This is a genomic window from Bifidobacterium sp. MSK.17.10, assembly GCF_019129655.1.
Taxonomy (GTDB): domain Bacteria; phylum Actinomycetota; class Actinomycetes; order Actinomycetales; family Bifidobacteriaceae; genus Bifidobacterium; species Bifidobacterium adolescentis.
Genome location: NZ_JAHOJD010000006.1, coordinates 1 through 20,121, shown reverse-complemented (window position 1 = coordinate 20,121; position 20,121 = coordinate 1). Strand labels below are relative to the sequence as shown.

24 protein-coding genes and 1 pseudogene are annotated in these 20,121 nt (G+C 49.6%); 13 read left to right on the top strand and 12 right to left on the bottom strand.

The annotated features are described in order from the left end of the window. Positions 1-23 precede the first annotated feature (23 nt). The gene (locus KSX58_RS10630) at positions 24-1,055 is read left to right on the top strand and encodes a site-specific integrase (protein ID WP_237976458.1); all 1,032 of its coding nucleotides are present in this window, start codon (positions 24-26) and stop codon (positions 1,053-1,055) included. Continuing rightward, positions 944-1,300 carry a tyrosine-type recombinase/integrase gene (locus tag KSX58_RS10625; RefSeq protein WP_237976459.1) on the top strand — a complete coding sequence of 119 codons (357 nt, stop codon included), beginning with the start codon at positions 944-946 and terminating at the stop codon, positions 1,298-1,300. The genes KSX58_RS10630 and KSX58_RS10625 overlap by 112 nt, the downstream gene beginning before the upstream one ends. 63 nt (positions 1,301-1,363) lie before the next feature. Here KSX58_RS10625 and KSX58_RS06680 read toward each other — a convergent pair whose 3' ends face one another. Beyond that, a complete protein-coding gene (locus tag KSX58_RS06680) occupies positions 1,364-1,777 on the bottom strand; it encodes a type II toxin-antitoxin system HicB family antitoxin (RefSeq protein ID WP_033499148.1) in 414 nt (137 codons plus the stop codon). Continuing rightward, positions 1,774-1,971, bottom strand: coding sequence for a type II toxin-antitoxin system HicA family toxin (locus KSX58_RS06675; RefSeq protein WP_033499147.1), 198 nt, complete (start codon positions 1,969-1,971; stop codon positions 1,774-1,776). The genes KSX58_RS06680 and KSX58_RS06675 overlap by 4 nt, the downstream gene beginning before the upstream one ends. Positions 1,972-2,183: 212 nt before the next feature. On the opposite strand from KSX58_RS06675, the gene KSX58_RS06670 reads away from it, so the two are divergent. After that, a complete protein-coding gene (locus KSX58_RS06670; RefSeq protein ID WP_141730684.1) occupies positions 2,184-3,026 on the top strand; it encodes an ImpB/MucB/SamB family protein in 843 nt (280 codons plus the stop codon). A 1-nt stretch (position 3,027) separates the two neighbouring features. Continuing rightward, positions 3,028-3,555 carry a hypothetical protein gene (locus KSX58_RS06665; protein WP_003808797.1) on the top strand — a complete coding sequence of 176 codons (528 nt, stop codon included), beginning with the start codon at positions 3,028-3,030 and terminating at the stop codon, positions 3,553-3,555. Positions 3,556-3,615: 60 nt separating this feature from the next. Here KSX58_RS06665 and KSX58_RS06660 read toward each other — a convergent pair whose 3' ends face one another. After that, the gene (locus tag KSX58_RS06660; protein WP_003808800.1) at positions 3,616-3,822 is read right to left on the bottom strand and encodes a hypothetical protein; all 207 of its coding nucleotides are present in this window, start codon (positions 3,820-3,822) and stop codon (positions 3,616-3,618) included. 284 nt (positions 3,823-4,106) lie between these two features. Here KSX58_RS06660 and KSX58_RS06655 point away from each other — a divergent pair, with 284 nt between their 5' ends. Both KSX58_RS06655 and KSX58_RS06650 read left to right on the top strand, forming a co-directional pair. Next, entirely contained in the window at positions 4,107-5,255 is a 1,149-nt protein-coding gene (locus KSX58_RS06655) for an Abi family protein (protein ID WP_217735670.1), read from the top strand. After that, positions 5,252-6,022: a PolC-type DNA polymerase III gene (locus KSX58_RS06650; protein WP_003808806.1), complete on the top strand. Its 771-nt coding sequence runs from the start codon at positions 5,252-5,254 to the stop codon at positions 6,020-6,022. Before KSX58_RS06655 ends, KSX58_RS06650 begins: the two co-directional genes overlap by 4 nt. An 87-nt stretch (positions 6,023-6,109) precedes the next feature. Here the strand turns inward: KSX58_RS06650 and KSX58_RS06645 are convergent, their stop codons facing one another. From KSX58_RS06645 to KSX58_RS06625, 5 genes are all read right to left on the bottom strand, one after another. After that, positions 6,110-6,577 carry a hypothetical protein gene (locus KSX58_RS06645; protein WP_033499146.1) on the bottom strand — a complete coding sequence of 156 codons (468 nt, stop codon included), beginning with the start codon at positions 6,575-6,577 and terminating at the stop codon, positions 6,110-6,112. A gap of 149 nt (positions 6,578-6,726) precedes the next feature. Further along, entirely contained in the window at positions 6,727-7,074 is a 348-nt protein-coding gene (locus KSX58_RS06640) for a DUF1829 domain-containing protein (protein WP_229026121.1), read from the bottom strand. A gap of 245 nt (positions 7,075-7,319) precedes the next feature. Next, positions 7,320-8,762, bottom strand: coding sequence for an RNA ligase (locus tag KSX58_RS06635; RefSeq protein WP_003808815.1), 1,443 nt, complete (start codon positions 8,760-8,762; stop codon positions 7,320-7,322). Positions 8,763-8,845: 83 nt separating this feature from the next. Continuing rightward, the gene (locus KSX58_RS06630; protein ID WP_033499145.1) at positions 8,846-9,667 is read right to left on the bottom strand and encodes a phosphoesterase; all 822 of its coding nucleotides are present in this window, start codon (positions 9,665-9,667) and stop codon (positions 8,846-8,848) included. 178 nt (positions 9,668-9,845) lie between these two features. Next, positions 9,846-10,016, bottom strand: a complete 171-nt coding sequence (locus KSX58_RS06625) for a hypothetical protein (RefSeq protein WP_003808818.1) — start codon at positions 10,014-10,016, stop codon at positions 9,846-9,848. Positions 10,017-10,253: 237 nt separating this feature from the next. Here KSX58_RS06625 and KSX58_RS06620 point away from each other — a divergent pair, with 237 nt between their 5' ends. Next, the gene (locus tag KSX58_RS06620) at positions 10,254-11,168 is read left to right on the top strand and encodes a hypothetical protein (protein ID WP_254882486.1); all 915 of its coding nucleotides are present in this window, start codon (positions 10,254-10,256) and stop codon (positions 11,166-11,168) included. Positions 11,169-11,312: 144 nt separating this feature from the next. On the opposite strand, the pseudogene KSX58_RS06615 reads toward KSX58_RS06620, so the two are convergent. The 3 genes and pseudogenes from KSX58_RS06615 to KSX58_RS06605 all read right to left on the bottom strand — a co-directional run. Next, positions 11,313-12,068: pseudogene (locus KSX58_RS06615) on the bottom strand (site-specific integrase); the annotation flags it as partial. 6 nt (positions 12,069-12,074) lie between these two features. Continuing rightward, a complete protein-coding gene (locus KSX58_RS06610; protein ID WP_101629282.1) occupies positions 12,075-12,281 on the bottom strand; it encodes an excisionase in 207 nt (68 codons plus the stop codon). A 12-nt stretch (positions 12,282-12,293) separates the two neighbouring features. Then, positions 12,294-13,343 (bottom strand): replication initiation factor domain-containing protein, encoded by a 1,050-nt coding sequence (locus KSX58_RS06605; RefSeq protein ID WP_257963366.1) that lies wholly within the window; start codon positions 13,341-13,343, stop codon positions 12,294-12,296. A gap of 497 nt (positions 13,344-13,840) precedes the next feature. Here KSX58_RS06605 and KSX58_RS06600 point away from each other — a divergent pair, with 497 nt between their 5' ends. The 6 genes from KSX58_RS06600 to KSX58_RS06575 all read left to right on the top strand — a co-directional run bounded on the left by KSX58_RS06600 (position 13,841) and on the right by KSX58_RS06575 (position 19,850). Next, positions 13,841-14,476 carry a helix-turn-helix domain-containing protein gene (locus KSX58_RS06600; RefSeq protein ID WP_101629280.1) on the top strand — a complete coding sequence of 212 codons (636 nt, stop codon included), beginning with the start codon at positions 13,841-13,843 and terminating at the stop codon, positions 14,474-14,476. Between the two features lie 411 nt (positions 14,477-14,887). Further along, entirely contained in the window at positions 14,888-15,202 is a 315-nt protein-coding gene (locus tag KSX58_RS06595) for a hypothetical protein (RefSeq protein ID WP_009243730.1), read from the top strand. Positions 15,203-15,283: 81 nt separating this feature from the next. Then, positions 15,284-17,239, top strand: coding sequence for a hypothetical protein (locus KSX58_RS06590; protein WP_101629281.1), 1,956 nt, complete (start codon positions 15,284-15,286; stop codon positions 17,237-17,239). 2 nt (positions 17,240-17,241) lie between these two features. Continuing rightward, entirely contained in the window at positions 17,242-17,892 is a 651-nt protein-coding gene (locus KSX58_RS06585) for an ATP-binding cassette domain-containing protein (RefSeq protein ID WP_009243732.1), read from the top strand. A 214-nt stretch (positions 17,893-18,106) separates the two neighbouring features. Further along, entirely contained in the window at positions 18,107-18,349 is a 243-nt protein-coding gene (locus tag KSX58_RS06580) for a hypothetical protein (RefSeq protein WP_237976461.1), read from the top strand. Next, the gene (locus KSX58_RS06575; protein ID WP_003808824.1) at positions 18,342-19,850 is read left to right on the top strand and encodes a hypothetical protein; all 1,509 of its coding nucleotides are present in this window, start codon (positions 18,342-18,344) and stop codon (positions 19,848-19,850) included. Before KSX58_RS06580 ends, KSX58_RS06575 begins: the two co-directional genes overlap by 8 nt. A gap of 89 nt (positions 19,851-19,939) precedes the next feature. Here the strand turns inward: KSX58_RS06575 and KSX58_RS06570 are convergent. Continuing rightward, the coding region (locus KSX58_RS06570; protein ID WP_303246165.1) for a YccF domain-containing protein at positions 19,940-20,121 on the bottom strand (182 nt) is incomplete at its 5' end.

Here is a 20,121-nt window from a genome sequence, read left to right as displayed (position 1 = left end):
CTCTCGGACACAAGGAGAACACCATGACGGCGAAGACCACACGGAAGACGGGCGGACGTTCGCGGCGCACGAAGGGCGCGGGCGGCATCATCCACCGCGCGGATGGACGATGGGAGTTCCGCCGCGAAATCGGCCGGGATCCCGCCACCGGCAAACGACGGTTCATAGCGGCGAGCGGCCGCACCAAGGCCGATGCCCGCGAACGGTTCGGCGCGAAGGTCGCCGAGATGGAGCGCACCGGCCTGTTGCCCGGAGCCAAGAGCCCGTACCTGAAGGACTACGCGGAGCGCTGGCTGGAGGAATACCGGCTCAACGTCAAACCCACCACATACCGCACACGCGCCGGCAGGATCCACGCGTGCATGGAGGTCATCGGCTGTATCCGCCTCACGGACCTGACACCTGACCATATCCGCAAGTGCATGCGCGTGCTCTCCAAGCGGCTCGCTCCCTCCACGCTCAAGGACCACTTCGTGAGCCTGAAGATGATGCTTGACCAGGCGGAGCTCGAGGAGCTCATCCCCGTGGATCCATGCCGCAGGGTCAAGCCGCCAAGGGTGGAGCCCACCGAGACCAGGATCCTCTCACCCGACCAGCCGAAACAGTTGATCGAGGCCGTGCCCAACCGCGGCGCGAAACGCCGCGGCCCGGCCCTGACCGTGGACGTGGACGAATCCTGGATGCTGCTGTTCGAACTCGCGTTCGCCGCCGGCATGAGGGAAGGCGAACGATACGCGCTCATGCCCTACGAGCTGGAGCAACGCGACGGCGTGCCCGGCATCAACGTGCAGCAGCAGATCCAGCAATACGGCAAACCGGAGGACGCCGTGATACCCGCCTGGCTCAAAGCCGAGCACCTGTACGGCATCCTGTGGCTCACCACACCCAAAACCCACGCCGCCCACCGGTTCGTACCCATATCCACGAGCCTGTGGCAGCGATTGTGGGCGCGCATCAAACGACTCGGCATAGGCCACGCGACCTCATATTCACCAACTCACGAGGCAACCCCGTGCGCAGCAGCACCGAACGCTACAACTGGAACAAGGCCTTGAAAGCCGCCAGCCTCCCGCCGGTCGCCATCCACAGCGCACGCCACTGGACCGCCAGCATGACAGCCCGCGCCAACATGCCCGACGACGCACGCACCGCCATCATGGGCCACACCAGCATCACGATGACCAACCACTACACCCACAGGGACACGGCATCACTCGCCGCCCTGCTCGACCAGGCCATCCCCGACCTCCACGACGACACCGAAATCATCGAAGCCGAAATCATCGAGGAGACCGCATAAGGCGAACAAACGAAAGCCCCGGCGCTCGCAAGTGTGAGCGCCGGGGCTTTCGGCGTATGGCAGTCAGGCATCCTGCAGGGCGCGGTAGCGGCTTTCGAGCCCTTCGCGCAGCACCTGCGAATAGTTGATGTTGTTGCGCTCGCCGAATGTGTCGAGCCATGCGGGGATGGTCACGTTCTTGCGCACCGCCTTGCTGCCGTACTTCTCGGCATAGGCGTCCATATCCAGCGAGATGAGGCTGACGATGCCGTCCGGTTCGTCGGGCTTCACGTCGGTGATGTTGCTGGCATGCGGCACGGCGCGCCCGTCCTCCATCTCGTCGAGGATCCAGCCACTCGCCGCGTCACGCGCCATATCCAGCGCGTCGGCGAGATCATGCCCCTCGGTGACGCAGCCGGGCAGGTCGGGCACCTCGACGGTGTAGCCGCCCTCATGCTCCTCCATCGGGTAGAGGATGATCGGGTAGACCAGCTTCATTTCGTCCTCCGTTCGTTGATTCCGGCCTGTTTCCATATGCTCTTCACGGTTCGTGGGTCCAGATCGCCCGTATGGTTCGGCAGCGTGACCTTGCCAGGCTTCACGGGATGCACGTATTGGCGGTGGCTACCGCGCTGCGACTTGAGCACCCAGCCGTCGGCCAGCAGGCGCTTCTCGATCTCCTTGAACCTCATACCCTCTATTATACGCATAATGCGCATAACGTCAAGTTTGAGATAGAGAAAAACACGGAACCACGGATCCGCCTGTAGAATCTCCATAGAGCCGCAAAGAGACGGCCGAGAGAACAACGAGGTTGGGAGGCATGATGCCCAAAACGATACAGCGCACAGTCGCTTTCTACTGGCTCCGCTTAAGATCCCGCGAGGCCGTATCATACAGGCCTGTGGAGGATGTGGACTGGGAAAGCCGACTCGCCGATCTGGATTCCATGAAATGGCAGGAGAAAGCCATTGATGGCATCAGATATGACGCCATCCTGGGGAAAGAATATCCCATTCTCAGCGTATCCGAACAATTCGACCCAACCTTCATGCAATACATCGACCGCGAGAACGAACGTGTAACGGATTACATGGATAATTACCTGGCGGGGGAAAGGGGCGATCTGGCCAAATCGTCGGCATTCGCGTTCTTTCCCGAATACGCGCTCATCGGAAGAATCAGCGGCTCCGCCGGCAAAAGCTCCGAACCGCTGAAAAAAGCGCTTGACCATTATTGGTCTCCCGGAGGGGAATTCGAATGGGACGTACAGCCCGTGGTAACGGTGGACAGCATCGAACGTTTCGAAAGGGAGCTCAAAGAACTGTCGTCATTCACCGCCGGATTCACAACAAGACGATACCTGGACTCGACGGCGCAGGAGGGCGGCAAGACAGGCGAATTCTATCGCGAAATGGCCGATGCGATCGGAACCGACCTCGACGTGGAAATCAAAGTCTCCATACCGAAAGACGGCTTCTTCCCCAGTGCGGGACGCAAACTCAAAGGCACGGTGAGCGACCTGGTCGCATTCGCCGTAAAACAGAACAAGCAAATGCAGGTCAGCGGCACCGACCTCGCAGGCAAACTCCTCGAACTCAACCTCGTCAGTCATCCCGTCGTGGAACAGGAGGACATCATCATCGGCGAAAACGAGCCAAGACAATTCACCAACCTCATAGACCACCTCGTAAAAGTCTGCACCGAAAAGCAAACTTACCTATACGAAATATCGCGAGGAGCATGACATGAGCAGAAAATCGACGCTCGGCGACGCATTAGCCGCACATCCGAGCGTCGACATGCTCGCCCCCGCCATCCCAATCATCATCTGGGCAATCTCCGGGAGACCGGTACCGGACGACAACGTCTCGCAGAACCTCTTCGTGGCGCTATCCACCCTCTCTGGTCTCGTCATGGCGGCAGTGACATTCATCTGTTCCATGTCCTACCAATCGGAATCACGCTACATGCAAATCGCGCGTGACCGATATCACGACGAACTATCCAGAAACTGGGTCAGCATCATCGCATGGACAGCCATCACGGCGGTGCTCCCGCTGGCATCCCTCTGCCTCTGGCCGTCGCGCCCGGGACTATCCACAGCCATCTCCATATATGCACTTGTCATGATGATCGCAAAGCTGGGCAGAAGCATCCACTGGATGAAATACACGCTATTCATGCAAAAGGCATCCATGACAATCGGCGAACCCTTTACTGACAAAGACATGCAAAAAGCCTTCCAACGGCACGAAGCCAACGGCATCAGATAACCTCCACCCAGCCAACAGAATCGCCCCGGCGCTCGCAGACGAGCGACCGGGGGCTTTCGCTTACTCCTCGGGATGTTTGCGCGGTCTGCCGCCACCGACCCCGCGGCCGGGACGCGCCGCGTTCCACCGGTCGATGGTCTCCGGCAGCCAGCCGCGCGTCGCGCCGATCAGCGCATCCGGCTCCGGCAGGTTGTAGCCCTTCGCGGCTGGATTCTTCACGCCGAGGCGCTCGCCGACCTCCTTGAGGCTCAGGAAACGTTCGGTCATCGTTCTCCTCCCGCGAGGTAGCCGAAGACCCCGGCGGCGGCTCCGAAGACCCCGGCGGCGATGGTCCGTCCGCCGATGGCGAGGATGAGGCACATCGCGCCGCATGCCAGCGACACGCCGTAGAACCAACGGAAAGACTTGGGCGCACGGCTGATTATCATTGAAAAGTCCGGAGATTGCGGCTATTGTATGGCATACAACGTAGAGAAGCCTTGGTTCGCCGAGGCGTCTCGGAACGGCGGTCGAATTCATCGGCCGCCGTTTTTTTATTCTGAGAGGTGAAGATGAAGCAACGAGCGACGCCGGATGAGCAGATAAACACCCTCGTCTCGCATGGCGTCACCTTCGACCTGATGGACGAAGAGAAAGCCCGAAGGTTCCTCTCGAACAACTCGTACTTCTTCAAGATCAAATCCTACGAGAACAACTACCGGAAAACCATCGACGAATCCGGAGGATACGTTTACGACAACCTTGATTTCGGTCATCTGGTCGAACTCTCGCTGGTGGATTTCGCACTCAGTCGACTGGTATGGTCAATGTGCTCCAGCATTGAGCATTCCATCAAGGTCAGGTTTAACCAGCTCATCATGAAGGATCAGAACCCGGATATCGCCGACATCTGCGTCAGAAGGTGCTTCAGCGGCAACCTGCCCACCATGCACGACAATCCCTACACCGACGACATGAAAACCGGCCTGCAAGGCGATTTTGCCCTATGGAACCTCTGGGAACTCTTGGGATTCAACGACCAACTGACTCTGTTCAACACCTACTGGCGATACCGTCACAACGAGAACCACCCATATCAGCATCTCCTGTTCATCGTCAGAAAGATGCGAAACGCCGTATCGCACGGCAACTGCCTGCTCACCGACATGAGCCGCCCATCACCGCACAAGAAAGATACCGGCCGTTCCGATATCGAAATCACCAAGGCCGCCATGCGCCTATGCGACAAGCCAAGAAAGACCGGCTCGAAAACGCGCTCATTCCAACAGTCACTTGACCGGCTCGTCGCCCACAACTACGCCTGCGTGCTGCTCTGCCATCTGGAATTCGTGGACAGCCCACGCGCACTGATTCACTCATGCCATGAAGTCCAGTCGTTCCTCGACCGGATGAACCAGCGTCGCGCCCTATACTTCGGCGTCGCCGGCGGAGCCCGCGAGCCAAGGAACATTCTGATCGACTCCACCCTCTCCGCAATCGAGACGCTATCCAGAAGCTACATCAAGAAAGCCCGCATCAAAGCCGACGAACTCGACGCCAAAGACCCCTACGGCAGCAGGAAACAGGTCTCGGTCGAAAAAATCAGGGAACGCATCGACCGACGCAAACGGAAAATAACGGACCTGCAAACCGAAATCGACAACCTCGAACAACGGGCACGACGACTCGCGGCCAATGAAGCGGAAGGAGAACAATCATGAGGAAGCGCACACTCTACTGGATCCTCGCGGCGCTGTTCGCCGCAAGCGCCATCTACGCACCATTCGACGACAACCGCGACAGCGGTCTGCCTCTCACCATCGTCACCATCATCGCCCTCGTGGCGCTCGCCGTCGGATTCGCCATGGCGGCAAGGAAAGTCGACCCGGAGGCGCGATTCAAGAAGAAGCCGAAGAGCGTCACGAAGATGAAGTCCAAGCCAGTCAAGGCCAAAGACCTCATGGTGGACAACTACACCTCCATAGACTTGGAGACCACCGGGTTCTCGCCAAGCGATGACAGGATCGTGGAGATCGGGGCCATCCGCGTCAGGAACGGCCGACCGGTCAAACGGTACAGCCAGCTCATCAACCCACAACGTCCGCTGCCCGAGGAGATCACACGTCTCAATGGACTCACCGACGCCGATCTGCGCAACCAGCCGACCGTAGACCAAGTGCTCCCGGACTTCATCAGATTCATAGGGAACGACACCCTCATCGGCCACAACATCAACGAATTCGACGCCGCCTTCCTCCTCGCCAACACCACCAGACTCGGCATGAGACACATCGGCAACAAAACCATCGACACCCTGCCACTGGACCGCGCCCTCTACCCAGAAGAGCCGAAACACCGCCTTGTCGACATCATCCGCCGATTCGGCATCGCACAAACGGAAAGCCATCGCGCGGCAGACGACGCACTCCAAACCGCACAATGCTACGAAACCATGAAAGCCTACATGAAGGCCAACGGAATCAAATAACCCTTATCCAGGAACAGAATCGCCCCGGCGCTCGCAGAGTGACCGGGGCGGTTTCGTGTTTAGGGCTTGATCCGCCCGACACGGGATTTATTGCTTGACCGTCTTGACGGTGATGGTGGTACCGAGCGCGGTGGTCTCCCAGCTCACGCCGTCCGCCTCACTGTAGGTGAAGTCCTTGGTGGCATCCTGCGAGGCGAGGAGCGCGCTGGCCATGGTCTCGGTGTCGCCCTGGCTGGTCCATTTCCAATCGCCGGCTGCGGCCGGTGCCTGATAGGTGCCCTTCCAGTAGAGGCTCTTGGTGTCGGTGCCGATCCAGTTGACCTCGATGGTGTCGCCGCTGATGGTAGCTTCCATGTATGAGCTCGGGTCGTTGGAATTGGTCTGCTTCCATGTGCCGGTCAGATCGGCCGGCTGGGGTTTGGGTTCTTCCTTATTGGTCTCGGTCTTTGACGTGCCATCGGATTTGGCCGGCGCATCGGCCGTAGTGCTTCCCCCGCAAGCGGACAGGCCGGTAAGCAACATCGCCGCAACAAGCAGTGCGATTGCCTTTTTCATGATGGGTCTCTCTTCGTGCCGGACATTGTCGTCCGACATGACTCAATCATATAGCGAAACACAAGATCATATAGCGAAACACAAGAACCAAGGACTCATCCCGGTGCTCGCGGTGAGTCGTCGGGATGAGTCCTTATATGGCTCGGAAGCTACGCGGCGAGTTCCACGGGAGCCCGCTCTTCCAATTTGGAGTAGGGGATAACGGTCACACCGTAGTTGCGGAACGCGGTGAGCGCGCCGCGCTGCAACGGCGTCTGCCGGTCGTCGCCGATGACTATCAGCCGGGAATCCCTGCGCTTGGGATCCTTCTTCGTGTCATCCCAACCGAACATGATGTCTTTCACGGCGTCCTTGTCGAATCGGTTCGGTGCCTGGCAGAACCGGGTCGGATGGTTGGCGCTACGCTGGAACAGGAAATCGAAGCTGTGCTCGTAGCTGGATACGCCTCGGATCCCCACGTTCGGAGTGTAGAACACATGGCATGAGTCGAGCTTCAATGCAACGTCGTCAGCAAAGTAGGACAGCACCCTCTTCTGTTCTGTAACGGCATCAGTACAATGTTCGTAATGAACAGTTGTTCGCGCAAGGAAATGCCGGCATATGGTGCGTCATGTTCAAAGCATAGAGATTCATTATCCGGCCTCAACGAGAATGATTTGGTTCTAGCGCAATACATGCTTTCACGACACATGCTTTCGTGATACATACGTTGGTCAGAAGATATTGCGCTAGAACTCAGCAGTTACCGCACGTGGTCCACGATGTCGTTGACCTTGGTCATATCGATATCGCGCTCGCCGAATGCCTGCCGCTCGTAGGCCAGGTCGATGTGGTGTTCGTGTGCGTAATCGATGATACGGCGAGCCAAATCGGCAATGTCGCCGGACTTGTTGAAGGAACGACCACGCAGCAGCACGCGTTGCATAAGAGGGCGCATCGCCTTGACCAACTTGTACCGGTCTGACTTCACCTTCACCATCCAACCGTCGGCAAAATATAGCACCACGCCTTCACGCGGGCTTGCCTTGGCTTCGCCGATTGCCTGGGCGACTTCTTCCGGCGAATGGCGGATCGCCACCGTTTCCGGCCGCACGAAGCCGCCGGCAAGAGTGAACGTTTCCTCGTGAGCGGCATCGATGGAGAACGATTCGGCATTACGAATCAGATGCAGCAAGCGCAGCCCGGATGATTCGTATCCAACGATGTGCCGGTCGGACTCGCGATCGATGACTTCAAACGCCGCCGTGACATTCCACTCATGCAACATACGCCACAATTCGGCACGTACCGCTGAATCTGAAGGAAACAGGCGCTCGATAAGCGCGGAATAATCCGTTTGCCCCGACTTCGACCAGAAGCGGAACAATCCAGGAGTTCCCGCCGCGCCCACGAGCCCGAGAAATCCGTTCTCCTTGCGCTCAACGCGCACGGGCAACGACTCTGGATGTTCTTGAGCGTGATTGACGACTTGGGCGAACGATGTCTCCTCCGTCTCGTCCACAGCAAAGAACTTCTCGAACCCGCGTTGCACCACCTGACCGTTGCCGCCGACAAAAAGCCCTCGCGCATTGATGGTGCGATCCGTCCACCGATGTTCACGAAATGCCTCTGCAGTGAAATTGCACGCATACACGTCTGTTTCGCCGCGCACCGGAATAACCCGAACGTAAGGGTCCGCGCGCATACGCTCCAACAGGTTTCCATTCGGATCGCCCGGTTCCAACGGGCGGAACATCGCGGTGTGAAAATGCTTCCAGGACGAACGAATGTAATCTTCCGGAACACGGTCAGCGGTATCACGCGCCGCATTGCGACGCAACAATTCGTCTAGAGGAACGTCAAAATCCCTCGTTTCCCACAGTGCGCCATGACGTTGAGCGAGTAGCGCCAGTTCGGCTGCATACCGGGGATTAGCGTGTTGCGCATCCGCCACCACATCCCACCCCGCATCCAATGCGTCGGCAATCATGTGCCGTCCCATGGCAACCACCATGTCATTGAATCGCTTGCCGTGCTCGGATTGCAGTCGGTTTCGGACCTGTGCCGAGCCGGCGATCATGAGCCGAATGTCATCGAGAGAAATCACGCAATGCGGCCACGTGTTGGCGGGGTCCTCACACCATGAGCGTGCCCACGTGGACTTGCCCGAAGCGGGCAGTCCTCGCAGAATAATGAGCTTTGCCATAGCCAAGCTCCTTTCGTTGTGCTGTGGGGCGAGACAGGTGCCAGCGATGGCATAAGGTTCTGCTCGCCCCAATATTGCTTGTATTATGATTCGGCTGCCGAAACCGAGCCGCCTGGTTCCTGCTGTGCGGCGGAGTCAATGGGCGCCGGCCCGGGGGAGTCGGGCATATCCAGCGGTGATACGTGCGTTGAATCGGTCGCGTGTGCATGGAACCAGTCGGCAATCTGTGTTTCGCTTACCGGTTGCAGATTCCATGCGTCCAGTCCAACGTTGAGGGCTTCGTGGCGTGCGCCCTCCGGAGACAGCTGGTGCGTGTGACCATACAGCAGACGATGTCCGTCGAACGGCAATGCCTGATCGCGGAAACGTACGGCATCATCCGGCCAGCCATAGGCAAGATCCTCACGGTAGGGGAAATGCGATAGATTGACGGTCTCCGTCGCCTGCGGGCGGCCAATTCCGAGACCGGTCAGCTCCGCCGTGCTGTTCGGCTCAATCGATTCGAACAGATCTCGCGCGGGTGCATCGTCCAGCCACCAGTCATCGTGATTGCCGATAACCGCGTGCAGATGCCTGCAGCGCAGCTGACGCAGGCAGCTCTTCAGATGCCGGACCGATGTTCGGTATCCGATATCGCCCAAAATCCACAGCTCGTCGTCCTCGCCGACAATCCGATTGATATTGGCCACGATTGCTTCATCGTGCGCATCGGTGTCTGCGGCCTTGCGGAAATTGAGCCGGGAATCGTCAAGCACCACGCCCTTCACCCAATCCTCGGCGGCCTTGCGTCCCTGCGAGGAGAGGAGAGCGTCATACTGTGTGTGCCCAGGGTCGAACGTGGTGAATCCGCGCAGCACGCTGACCAGCGGATGCCCGAAATGCGTGTCAGTAGTGAAATACTTCATGATCTGTTGTTCTTTCTGAATATGTGATGGTATGCAATGGGTTTTGCTGCGGTGCATTGAGTTGCGGCGATGCCAAGAACACATGCTCGTACAGGTGCGTTTATGAGGCATGGTGCGAACGAGCCGGCTCGATATCACCGGCAATGATTCAGCTATGCGCCAATGAGAGGTGTACTGATCAGATTTGTATGGCAGCGAGCAGGCTGCGCTTGTTTCCGGTTATTGGTTGGAACTGAGCAGTACGCAAACCCTGTTTGAAGGCGCATTCGAGCATCGCCGGCAGGTTCGTCTGCTGGCGCTTGGCGTGTTCGTTCACGCCGTTGCTGCTGAATGCGATACGTTGAATCATGGTGTGCACACCATAAGGTCTTACGTCCAAATCCGTCAAATCACGGTGTGTGTAAGCAAGTTACGTTTTGGTCATTCATGGGGGCTTCTTCGCGAATCCGTCAAACTACGCAGTGTGCATGTATGGTCATGTACCGCAGCTACGTAATTATGAGTACACTTGGCCTATAAGTGCAACGAAGCACTTGCCGTCGATGACGGACATCATGGCAGGTGCGTGAAAAGGGGAGCAACAACCATGGGCAACATGTTCGATAATTTGGGCAAAGGTCTTAATGATTTCACCAAACAAGCCGGTAAAATAGCCGGAAATATCGGTGACACAGCGGGAAAAATCACGAAAGATGTTGCCAAAGGGGCAGGTAAGATCGCCAACGATGCGGGTAAGCTTGCCGGCGATGCGGGCAAAATGACGGCAGCTGTTGCAGGGAGCGTGGCACAGTCTGCGGCCGTCGCAAGTGGCGAAGTAAGCAAAGCGGCTGACAGCATGGCAAAGGGTACCGTCTCAATCGCTAAAAACGTCAAGGATAGTGCCGATAAGGTCGATTTGTTTAATTCCAAACTAAGAGCTAAGGCTGTTGAGGATTACAACAATGCCGTAGAACGCTATGAAAACGTAGCGGATGATTTAGCTAAAAGTACGCAAGCGCTGTATGACTTGAGAAAAATCGCTATTGTGCATGTCAAGTATGTTGAACAACATATCAATCAATTGGCTAATACGCCAAAAGAATTTGCCGTTGAACTGCATAAGATCAATACCGAAGTAACGACGTTCGAGAATAAAGAGGATGAGATTAAGGAGGCAGAAAAGCAAGCAAAAGCAGCTGAAGGAGGGTCTGGAGCAGGAGCCACCCTCAGTGCTTTGGGAATCGCAGTAGCAACCATGGGACCTACGGCTGCAATGGGTGTGGCCACCACCTTCGGTGTAGCTTCGACCGGTACTGCCATTTCTGCATTATCCGGAGCTGCAGCAAATAGTGCTGCTCTGGCTTGGCTTGGTGGCGGTGCATTGGCTGCAGGTGGCGGTGGCATGTCAGCCGGAACCGCGTTCCTGGGCTTGGCTGGTCCGGTTGGATGGACCATCGCTGGCGTGGCGGGCGCTGCGGCAATTGGTTCTGGTATTTATGCGAAACTTAATATAAATTTTTGATTATCTTTTCATATCTTCTTAAATGTCCGCAAAGCCTTATTTTATCAGCTTTACGGGCATTTCTCTTTTCGGCTGATACTTCCAAACAGCTACGTTTCATCACGTTTTCTCACGGTCAATCGTGGTAAATATCGTGGTAAAACTTTAAGCTATCATGCTTCTTAATTCTGCCTTGACGTTCTCTATGGACGCATGGGCGTACAGGTTCAGCGTGATACTGATGTTTGCGTGTCCCATGATATACTGTAAACTCTTAGGGTTCATGTTCCTGTTCGCAAGTCTGGTACAGAACGTATGACGCAGGATATGGGGCGTTATCTTTGGTAAGCTGTCCTCATGGCTCTTGTTATATTTCTTTCTCAGATTAGCGAAAGTAGAAGTATAATAGGCATTCGTCATAGGAAAGCCTTTCCCGTTCAGAAAGAGGAAACCACTGTACCCGTCTATCTCTGTCGGCTCTGCCTTTGCCTTGTTTGCCATGACACGCTCAAATGCCTGTTTCACTTCCTCACTCATGGGAACATCACGCACACCGCTTTTTGTCTTTGGTGTTTCGATATAATAGCCCGTTTCCTTGCTGGATAATAGCTGGTGGTCTACATGGATAACGCCGTTTTCAAAGTCTATATCCTGCCTTGTCAGTCCGCACAGTTCCGAGATACGAAGCCCTGTCTTTAACAGTATTACGATTGCGTCATAATACTTTTTATATACCCTGTCCCTGCTGGCAAAGGACAAGAGCCTTTCTTCCTGTTCCTCGGTCAATGCCTGCCGTGGTGTCCTGTCGTCCTCTATGACCTCATTCAGCTTGAAATCAAAGGGGTTCTTCCTCACGAGGTCGTCCGCTATGGCAATGCGGAATGACGCATTTAACGAGCGTTTATAATTGCTTAAGGCTCTTTTGCATTAGATTGCGTCTGTTTTATCCATAAATTTCTCAAACTGTTTTTTCTTAATCAAGATACGGTTGCCGTTCATCACATACCAGTCGCCGTGTCGGTTTTCTTCTACCAATCGGCGTAGCTTGTTCTGTCCGATTGTGAAGTATCTTGACGCTTCCTCAATGGTAAGGGTGTATTTTTCCCATACAGGAATATCAATCTTTTCGTTCATCATGCCACCCCCCTACCTGTTCTTTGTGTCATACTGGACGTAGGGTATCAATTCTGTCCTGTCTATCCGCTGTAAATGGGCGGTCAGCTTGCTGGAAAGGGAAGTGCTGTACCTTGCCTTATCTACCATATCCCCGACACGTTCCAGCCCACCTAAAGCGTCATGGGATTCGAGGAAGTAAAAGCCTTTGACAGCGGATATGACACCACCCTCTGTAAGCCACTGTTGCGTTTCTTCAAGGGAATTATGCGGTGTGGGTACATGGAGTTTTAAAAGTTCCACAGCCCCTAAAAAGCGTTGCCAGAAACGGCACGTTTTCCACCTGCTCTTGTTGCTCTCATTCCTGTTTGCTACGACAAAACGCAGGTTGTCCGCCAGCAGTCCGAAAGCCAGTTCCCCAATCTCCAGCGGTCTTGCCTGAAATGCCATAGCAAAGGCATGAGCCTTTTCATCACGCAGTTGCATTTCCGTCCGTTTCCAACTCCCGACTTCATCAAGCGTCCTGTTGTATTTGCCGCACACTTCCTTGTCCTTGTCATAAAAGCGGTAGGAAAGCCCCGATTTTCCAGCCCCGATATAGACGGTCTTTGCGGTGTCAAAATCATCAAACTTGCTCTCGTCAAAATGGTAGCCCTCACTGTTGGCGATAAATTCCTCTTTTTCACATTTCTTCTTTATCTGCTCTATGGTAAAGAACGGCGTTTCGTTCCTGTCGTCAATGGCAACGTCCAGCCTTGTGAAATGGTAGTTTCCAGCCCCATATCTCCTTTCACAGCGTCCGAACATATCCCCAAAGGTCAAGCCGTTGTTATCGAGGATACGGAAAATATCATCACACCCCCTGCCTGTCATCACGAGATAACAGCCCAGCCCTTGTGGGTTGTCCTCTGTCTTTTTTGCGTCGCCCGATACATAAATATCTCCGATTTCCCAACGCGCCTGATACGTCTTAAATTTGACCGTTGCAGGATAGACATTAAAAATATCGGTCGGCAAGCATAAAATGTGCCGTATCACATCTTCTGCCGTTGCCGTATCAAAGACAATGCTGATGTAATCAATCTTGACGGATAAATTTTCATGTGTTGCGATAGTGCATTACTCCTTTCGTACTCCCCGTTTTTTTGCGGGGTAAAAATCGTGTTTTGTCCTTTATTTATCACAGTTTCTAGGTACTATGACATGTATGCGCAGGGCGGTGTTACATATACGCCCTGTACGGAACGCCTACGGCGTTCCTTTTCTTCCTGCACCAGCCCCGTTCTTAACGCTCACGAGCCTTTGGGAGGCTCGTGGCTAAACGGGGCAGGCACAGGAAGAAACACCGTTTTCGGTCGGATAGTCCATGCCTATTCATGCTATCAAAGCGAAAATAACTCTTTTCTATGCCTACTCAAGCGTGTGATTGACCTCATTGTGCTTAATCACTATATCCTCCATGATAATAACGCCGTTAGAATTACTTGTCAAGAACTTTTTCTTGACTTTTTCGGCTATAATAAGTATGATAGGCTTATAAAGGAACGAAAAAGCCGGGAAAGGAAAAGATATAAGAAGTTATGGAGCATGACACAAAGAAAATAAATTTTTTAGGGGAGAACATACAGACCATAAGAAAACACAGGAAAATGAAACAGCAGGAGCTTGCGGACGCCATCGGTATCAATATGCAGAGCCTTTCTAAGATTGAACGAGGGGTAAACTATCCCACCTTTGACACGCTGGAAAAGATAATGGACGTACTGGAAGTAACACCGAATGAATTGTTGTCGGGAGAATGGAAGTTTGTCCAACAGGCGGAAAAAGAGGTATGCAAGTTTTTACGGACGGAAGAACGCCTAAATGCAGAACTGAAACACGGACACTATGATAACTTCTTTGACAGTGAAGAAGAATGGCTAGAGTATGAGTTGGAGCAGTTGCGGAAATACATCACAGACTATATCAAGGGAGAGGACATACAAGCGTCCGACCTTTACCCTATCAAAACATTTATCCAGCACTTGAAATTTCAGAAAGTATTAGACCGTTATGATGATTTATACAGCATGGATATGTTCGGGGAAAGCACAGACGGACACAAGTACGGTACACCTTATCAGGTTGTAAAGAGGATAAATCCCAACTCAAAAGAAGATATGGAGCTGTTGCGGGAAGTCTTAAAGGACAGCCATTTTGACAACGGGGACGAGTAGCCTTTTTCCTCTTGCAAAAAGATACAGCAAACAAAAAGCCCAGATCAAGAGTGCAAGCACCACTTCTAAAGAAGTGGCAGGCTCTTGACAGGGCTTTTTCTTTTCTGTTTATGGCAGACAAGAGAAAAAAGGATAGCTATATTGTATAGTTTCTCTAATAATTTTAGAGCAATGAATTTATCACAGGTACTTCGTCTTTTCATTGTAAAAGTACAATCGTGGAAAGCACTAATATTGGCACTTTGATTTTGTGCATTATGCACAAAATATGATAGCAACAAAGAGGTCATATATAAAATAGAAACAAAAATAACTTGACATTTAATGAAATATATGTTATGTTGAGGTTAGTAAAAACAGTACGTGACATAAAACTATCAAAAAGTAAAAAAGAGAAAGGAGGTTTATCGAATGAGAGCAAAGAAGTTGAGAACGAAAGTAGTTGGTCTTGTAGCAGCAGTTATGGTTGTCGGCGCTCCACTTACAGCGTGGGCTATTGATGTAGCGGGTGGAGATTTGTACTACAATGGAGGGCAAACAGACACCATTGTATATTCCGAAATTGGGCGTAAAGCAGGTATTAGTCGCAACTACATGGTAAAGGCAACTGTAAAGGTCGGCGGAGATACATATACCAGTGGATTCAAGTCAAACTACGCTTACAAAGATGCAAAGAGAGTTTGGTGGGCGAACGAAACATCTTATTATGATTATTATCCATATTAAGTAAAATAGTTCAAACACCTAGGGCGGGGCTATTTGTCCCGCCCTATTTTATACATTTCTTCAAAGAAAGGGGCGTATGTTATGAAAAAATTTTTAAAGATTTTTATTTTCCTTGAAGTCATACTCTTTGCATATATTTTTAATACTTCTATTTACAACATTTATGAAAAGAATAACATTGCTACTGAGAATTTAAAAGGGTATGTTTTAGAAGAAACATCGCCAGAAATTCTCGACAAATTTTATACAATATTTACAGAAGAATATTCTCAAAATAAATTAGAACTCATTAACAATACGCTCACTTCCACAGATAAATCTGTTTATGATTTATATTGCTATCCATTAAATGAGTTTACACAAAAACAGCCTATATCTTCCTCTATTTTGTTTCAATATCATGAATTGCAAAAGGAAGATTTTTTAGATAGTGTTGGTGTATTCTATACAGATTTACCAGCTAACGCAATTAAAGAGATAGCTTCTCAACTGTCCGTCGCAATAAATAACTTTGAAAATGACGCTATTCCGTATAGTATGGTATTAGAATTGAATCTTCTGAATTTTGTAATCTTATTTATTGTACTTCAAATCATATACTGTATTTATACGTCTTATAGTTTGAAAAAAATAGGTATTAAAAAAAGCATGGGCTTTTCTACTATACATATTTTAAAGGAGCAAATTACCAGTGTAATAAAATATTTTGCTGTAATATGTTTAGTATTACTGTTCTTGCTAAATTTATATTACGCATTAACAAACAGATATGATTTTTCTTATTTAGCAACAAGTGTACTGTTCTTTATTGGTGTTTTAGCTATAAATATACTTTGTGTTTTAATTACAAGTATTTTAATTAAGTTTGTTTCTTTAGAGGCAATGATAAAAAATAAGACTTTAAATAGCGGCACAAATATTGTAGTTCAGGCTATAAAAATAATTTTTTCGGTAATAATCGCTATCACTATTATTTCATTGCTGAATCAGGGGAACTCATTTAGACAAAGCCAACAAGCTGTTTTAGATTATAAGTATCTGGACGGATATTATACCGCTAATGGTTTTAATTCATCGGAGTATGATTATGCGTTAGCAAACACAGACATATTAGAAAAATATTCTGAACAAACATTAGAGATGTATAATCATAACCATTCACTACTATGTGATTTTAGGACAGACGGTGGTTTGCAGACATCACGCCCCTATTATGAACAACAGCTTGTTATTGCAAATAGAAATTATCTGAATGAATTTTCAAATATCCAGCTCAGTGGAAAACCATTGGGAGAAGATATATTTAGTGAACCAACAGTATTAGTTCCACATAAATATAAGAATGATGAAAATTCTATTAGCGAATATATTAAGCAAGAATATTTCCGATTGATGAATTACAATCAATTTTATGGAATACCGGGAGAAGAAAAAACTATTGATAAATTTAATGTTGTTTATATAGACGATGATTCTACGATAAAAGTCAATACAGAAAATGGTTTTTCGGATATGGCTAATCCTGTTATCATTGTTGATACGGGCAATTTTGCAGGACTTTACTATTTGGATTCTTTAAATACAAGGTGTTTATTTTTTCAAATGGAGTCAAGAGAAGATTTTTCTTCTTTGTTATCAGAATATGATTTAGAGCAATTAGTTACAGCTGGAACATTACTTACACCTTATTTAATGCAACTTGAAAATGTGACATTCGTTCTTAAAACACTCACTATGTTTACGATTGTCTTTATAGTGTCTTTACTGTTTATTTTGTATATTTCAAATTATGTGGACATTTTTGTAAATCGAAAGAGATATGCGGCAAAAGAGATTTTAGGATTCTCTCATTTTAGGACACTGAAAAATCGGTATATTTTTTGGGGAATCGAAATAATTATATCAGGCGTATTAACTGCTATAAATTATTATTTTGCTTGCCTTTTTGCGATTATACTTATTGACTACATATTCTGCGAATTGCTTTATAGAATTTATATCTCAAACGCTTTATATGAGATTGAAAAGGGGGCATAAGTATGTCATTGATTACATTAAAGAACGTCAAAAAAGAATATGGGAAAAATCAGGTTCTATTTGAAAATTTATCTTTAGAAATAGAAAAAGGCGAATTTGTGGGGCTTGTAGGGAAAAGCGGGGCAGGTAAAACGACACTTTTAAATATAATAGGATTGATTACTGATATATCCGAGGGAACAATCACTATTGATAGTCATAAAAATTTGTCCATGAACGGTAAAAATGCTATGATTTTGAGAAGATATACAATAGGCTATCTATTTCAAAATTATGGACTAATAGAAGATGAAAGCGTGTTGTGGAATTTAAAATTAGCTCTTGAATATAAAAAAGTAAAAAAAGAAGAAAAACTGAAACTAATCAATAAGTATTTAAAGCAATTTGAGCTAAGTGACATGCTTAACAAAAAAGTATATCAGTTAAGCGGTGGAGAGCAACAGCGAATTGCAATTATTAAATTGATTTTGCAAGGAAGTCAGATTATATTAGCTGATGAACCAACTTCTGGACTTGATAAAGAGAACGAATTGATAGTGATGAAACTTTTGAAAGAATTAAATGAAAAGGGCATTACTATAATCATGGTCACTCACAACATGAATTTGTGCGATTGTTTTTCCAGAGTTATAAATGTAGAAAACTTTAGATAGTTTGTTAAAGGGAGATACGCGGTTTTATTATACGTGCAATCTCCCTTTATATTTCGTCATATCAAGACTCATATTCAATTATGGTAAATTCGTGGTAAAACACTTATTTTTTCAAGTGATGAACAGCCCTTAAATGCTGTATTTATGCGGATAATCGGATTTTCTATATCAAGTTTTATATAATCATAAAAACAAAGAAACTGCTGACAAGCTTTTGCTTGAGCGCCAGAATGTGGAAGTATTAATTCGCAAATTCAATGTGAAGAATGCCGAAGTCGCGGCATTGACTGAGGCAACGCAAACTCAGATAGATGGTGTACAGCGTGCGAATGCTGCGGTGACAGGCGCCGATTACAGCCAGTTCTCCCACGAAGAGAAAATGCAGGCGGGATTACTGGTCAATATGACGCTCACCTTAGCGCAAATGATTAACAAGGAACTGGAACTCGATGACTGACAAGAATACTGCTGACAAGCACGCCATCGATAACAATGTTGCTCAGGGCATTGCCGCGTATATTGATTATTTGAATCAGCTACGTGTGTCTACTCTGATGGACACATTGAGACAGATTCTTAATAATGAAACAGGTCAGCTGAAAGATCTCGCCGAGCGACAAGCTAATGCGCTAAGGAACCTTGATTTAGCGAATCAAAATGTCATGAACATTGTCAACAGTGGGCGTGGTGGTGAAAATGGTATGCATGGATTTATCGCTGAATTCGCGCAGACGGGAATCGCTAACGCCAGACGAGCATTTGAAGGGTTGGAAAAATCAACAATTACGCTTAATAATAATGGTCCTGCTGATTTGTTGATTAACGGCAAGCCAGTGCAGGTAAAGTTCTATGCGAACCTAATGAACGAGCTGAAGACATCTGCGGAATACCGTTCTATGGATATGATGTTTTCAAAGGACCACATGGACGTTTTTCGTGCGGTCATGCATGGCGATAAAGAAGTCTTTCTCAACGGACAACCGCTAACCAGTAACCAAGTGCAGAAAATTAAGCAGATTATCGAAGAGGAAAGTAACATCCGGGGACTGTCCTGGGACAAATGGATGCAATCATCGGTATTGAAATATGATCAGGTCCAAAGAGAAGCGATTGACCGGACTTTTACTGAAGAAACCGACAATATTAAACGGCAGACATCCGAGCAAAAGAGCGAAATCTCCAATAAGGCCAATACGGATAAGGCTGCTGCATATCACAAAGCTCAGCCGAATCTAGGCGAGGCTAACAAAGCTGCCGGGGTGGGTGCTGCTATCCAAGGTGGATTGAACTTCGGCATTTTCGTGTATCAAAAGCACGAAGAAGGCAAGGAAATATGGCAGTTTACCGCTGAGGATTGGAAGGAAGGAGGCGTCAAGACAGCAGAGGGTGCCTTCAAAGGCGGGTTTTCGGGCTATGCAATTTATGGATTGACCAATGTCTGTCATCTTTCGGCTCCGAGCGCAGGGGCGATAGCGTCCGGAACTTTTGGACTCATAGATGCTGTCATGAAATTCCGTTCCGGAGAGATTGATGATGACGGTTTCTTGAGCTTGGTAACTATCAATGCCCTTGATGCTACCGGCGCGGCGGTAGGAGCGGCGATTGGTCAGACGCTTATTCCTGTTCCCGTTGTGGGCGCGCTTATCGGGTCAATTGTCGCTTCGAATGTGCTTGGTCTTGGCAAGAACATATTGAGTGCAAGAGAGCGGGCAATCATCGCTGAATATCAGCGCAAAGCGGACTTGTTCGTCGCGAATCTCGACGTGCAATACGCGCAAATATTGGAAACTCTTCTCGATAAATACCGGAAACTAGGGGAGCTGCAGACTTATGCATTCAATCTTGATTTAAATATACAGCTACGTTTCGCCGCATCTGTTGATTTGGCAAGATTCATTGGTGTCTCTGAAACCGAGATATTGCACAATGAAGCAGAGATTGACGACTTCTTCCTGTAAGGGGAGATGTTGCCGTAATTGCTGTACCAACGACTAGACGTTGGTACAGCAACAATCTTTGGTTTTGTAGGTATGTGATTTCGAGTAATTCACAAACTGTAGATCTGTGCGCCGAACGGCCAGAGCGCAAGCTTGGCCATTTTGAACGACTGGATGCCGAACGGAATGCCGATGATGGTGATGCAGTTGAGCACGCCTGCACCCAGATAGCCGAGTGCCATCCACCAGCCGACCAGCACCACCCACAGGATGTTGGCCAAGGCAGAGCCGA

What these genes read in the sequence shown, in the direction of transcription:
- KSX58_RS10630 (WP_237976458.1), top strand. Translation starts at nt 24, where the DNA reads ATGACGGCGAAGACCACACGGAAGACGGGCGGACGTTCGCGGCGCACG.
- KSX58_RS06680 (WP_033499148.1), bottom strand. Translation starts at nt 1,777, where the DNA reads ATGAAGCTGGTCTACCCGATCATCCTCTACCCGATGGAGGAGCATGAG.
- KSX58_RS06675 (WP_033499147.1), bottom strand. Translation starts at nt 1,971, where the DNA reads ATGAGGTTCAAGGAGATCGAGAAGCGCCTGCTGGCCGACGGCTGGGTG.
- KSX58_RS06665 (WP_003808797.1), top strand. Translation starts at nt 3,028, where the DNA reads ATGAGCAGAAAATCGACGCTCGGCGACGCATTAGCCGCACATCCGAGC.
- KSX58_RS06660 (WP_003808800.1), bottom strand. Translation starts at nt 3,822, where the DNA reads ATGACCGAACGTTTCCTGAGCCTCAAGGAGGTCGGCGAGCGCCTCGGC.
- KSX58_RS06655 (WP_217735670.1), top strand. Translation starts at nt 4,107, where the DNA reads ATGAAGCAACGAGCGACGCCGGATGAGCAGATAAACACCCTCGTCTCG.
- KSX58_RS06650 (WP_003808806.1), top strand. Translation starts at nt 5,252, where the DNA reads ATGAGGAAGCGCACACTCTACTGGATCCTCGCGGCGCTGTTCGCCGCA.
- KSX58_RS06645 (WP_033499146.1), bottom strand. Translation starts at nt 6,577, where the DNA reads ATGAAAAAGGCAATCGCACTGCTTGTTGCGGCGATGTTGCTTACCGGC.
- KSX58_RS06635 (WP_003808815.1), bottom strand. Translation starts at nt 8,762, where the DNA reads ATGGCAAAGCTCATTATTCTGCGAGGACTGCCCGCTTCGGGCAAGTCC.
- KSX58_RS06630 (WP_033499145.1), bottom strand. Translation starts at nt 9,667, where the DNA reads ATGAAGTATTTCACTACTGACACGCATTTCGGGCATCCGCTGGTCAGC.
- KSX58_RS06625 (WP_003808818.1), bottom strand. Translation starts at nt 10,016, where the DNA reads ATGATTCAACGTATCGCATTCAGCAGCAACGGCGTGAACGAACACGCC.
- KSX58_RS06620 (WP_254882486.1), top strand. Translation starts at nt 10,254, where the DNA reads ATGGGCAACATGTTCGATAATTTGGGCAAAGGTCTTAATGATTTCACC.
- KSX58_RS06610 (WP_101629282.1), bottom strand. Translation starts at nt 12,281, where the DNA reads ATGAACGAAAAGATTGATATTCCTGTATGGGAAAAATACACCCTTACC.
- KSX58_RS06600 (WP_101629280.1), top strand. Translation starts at nt 13,841, where the DNA reads ATGGAGCATGACACAAAGAAAATAAATTTTTTAGGGGAGAACATACAG.
- KSX58_RS06595 (WP_009243730.1), top strand. Translation starts at nt 14,888, where the DNA reads ATGAGAGCAAAGAAGTTGAGAACGAAAGTAGTTGGTCTTGTAGCAGCA.
- KSX58_RS06590 (WP_101629281.1), top strand. Translation starts at nt 15,284, where the DNA reads ATGAAAAAATTTTTAAAGATTTTTATTTTCCTTGAAGTCATACTCTTT.
- KSX58_RS06585 (WP_009243732.1), top strand. Translation starts at nt 17,242, where the DNA reads ATGTCATTGATTACATTAAAGAACGTCAAAAAAGAATATGGGAAAAAT.
- KSX58_RS06575 (WP_003808824.1), top strand. Translation starts at nt 18,342, where the DNA reads ATGACTGACAAGAATACTGCTGACAAGCACGCCATCGATAACAATGTT.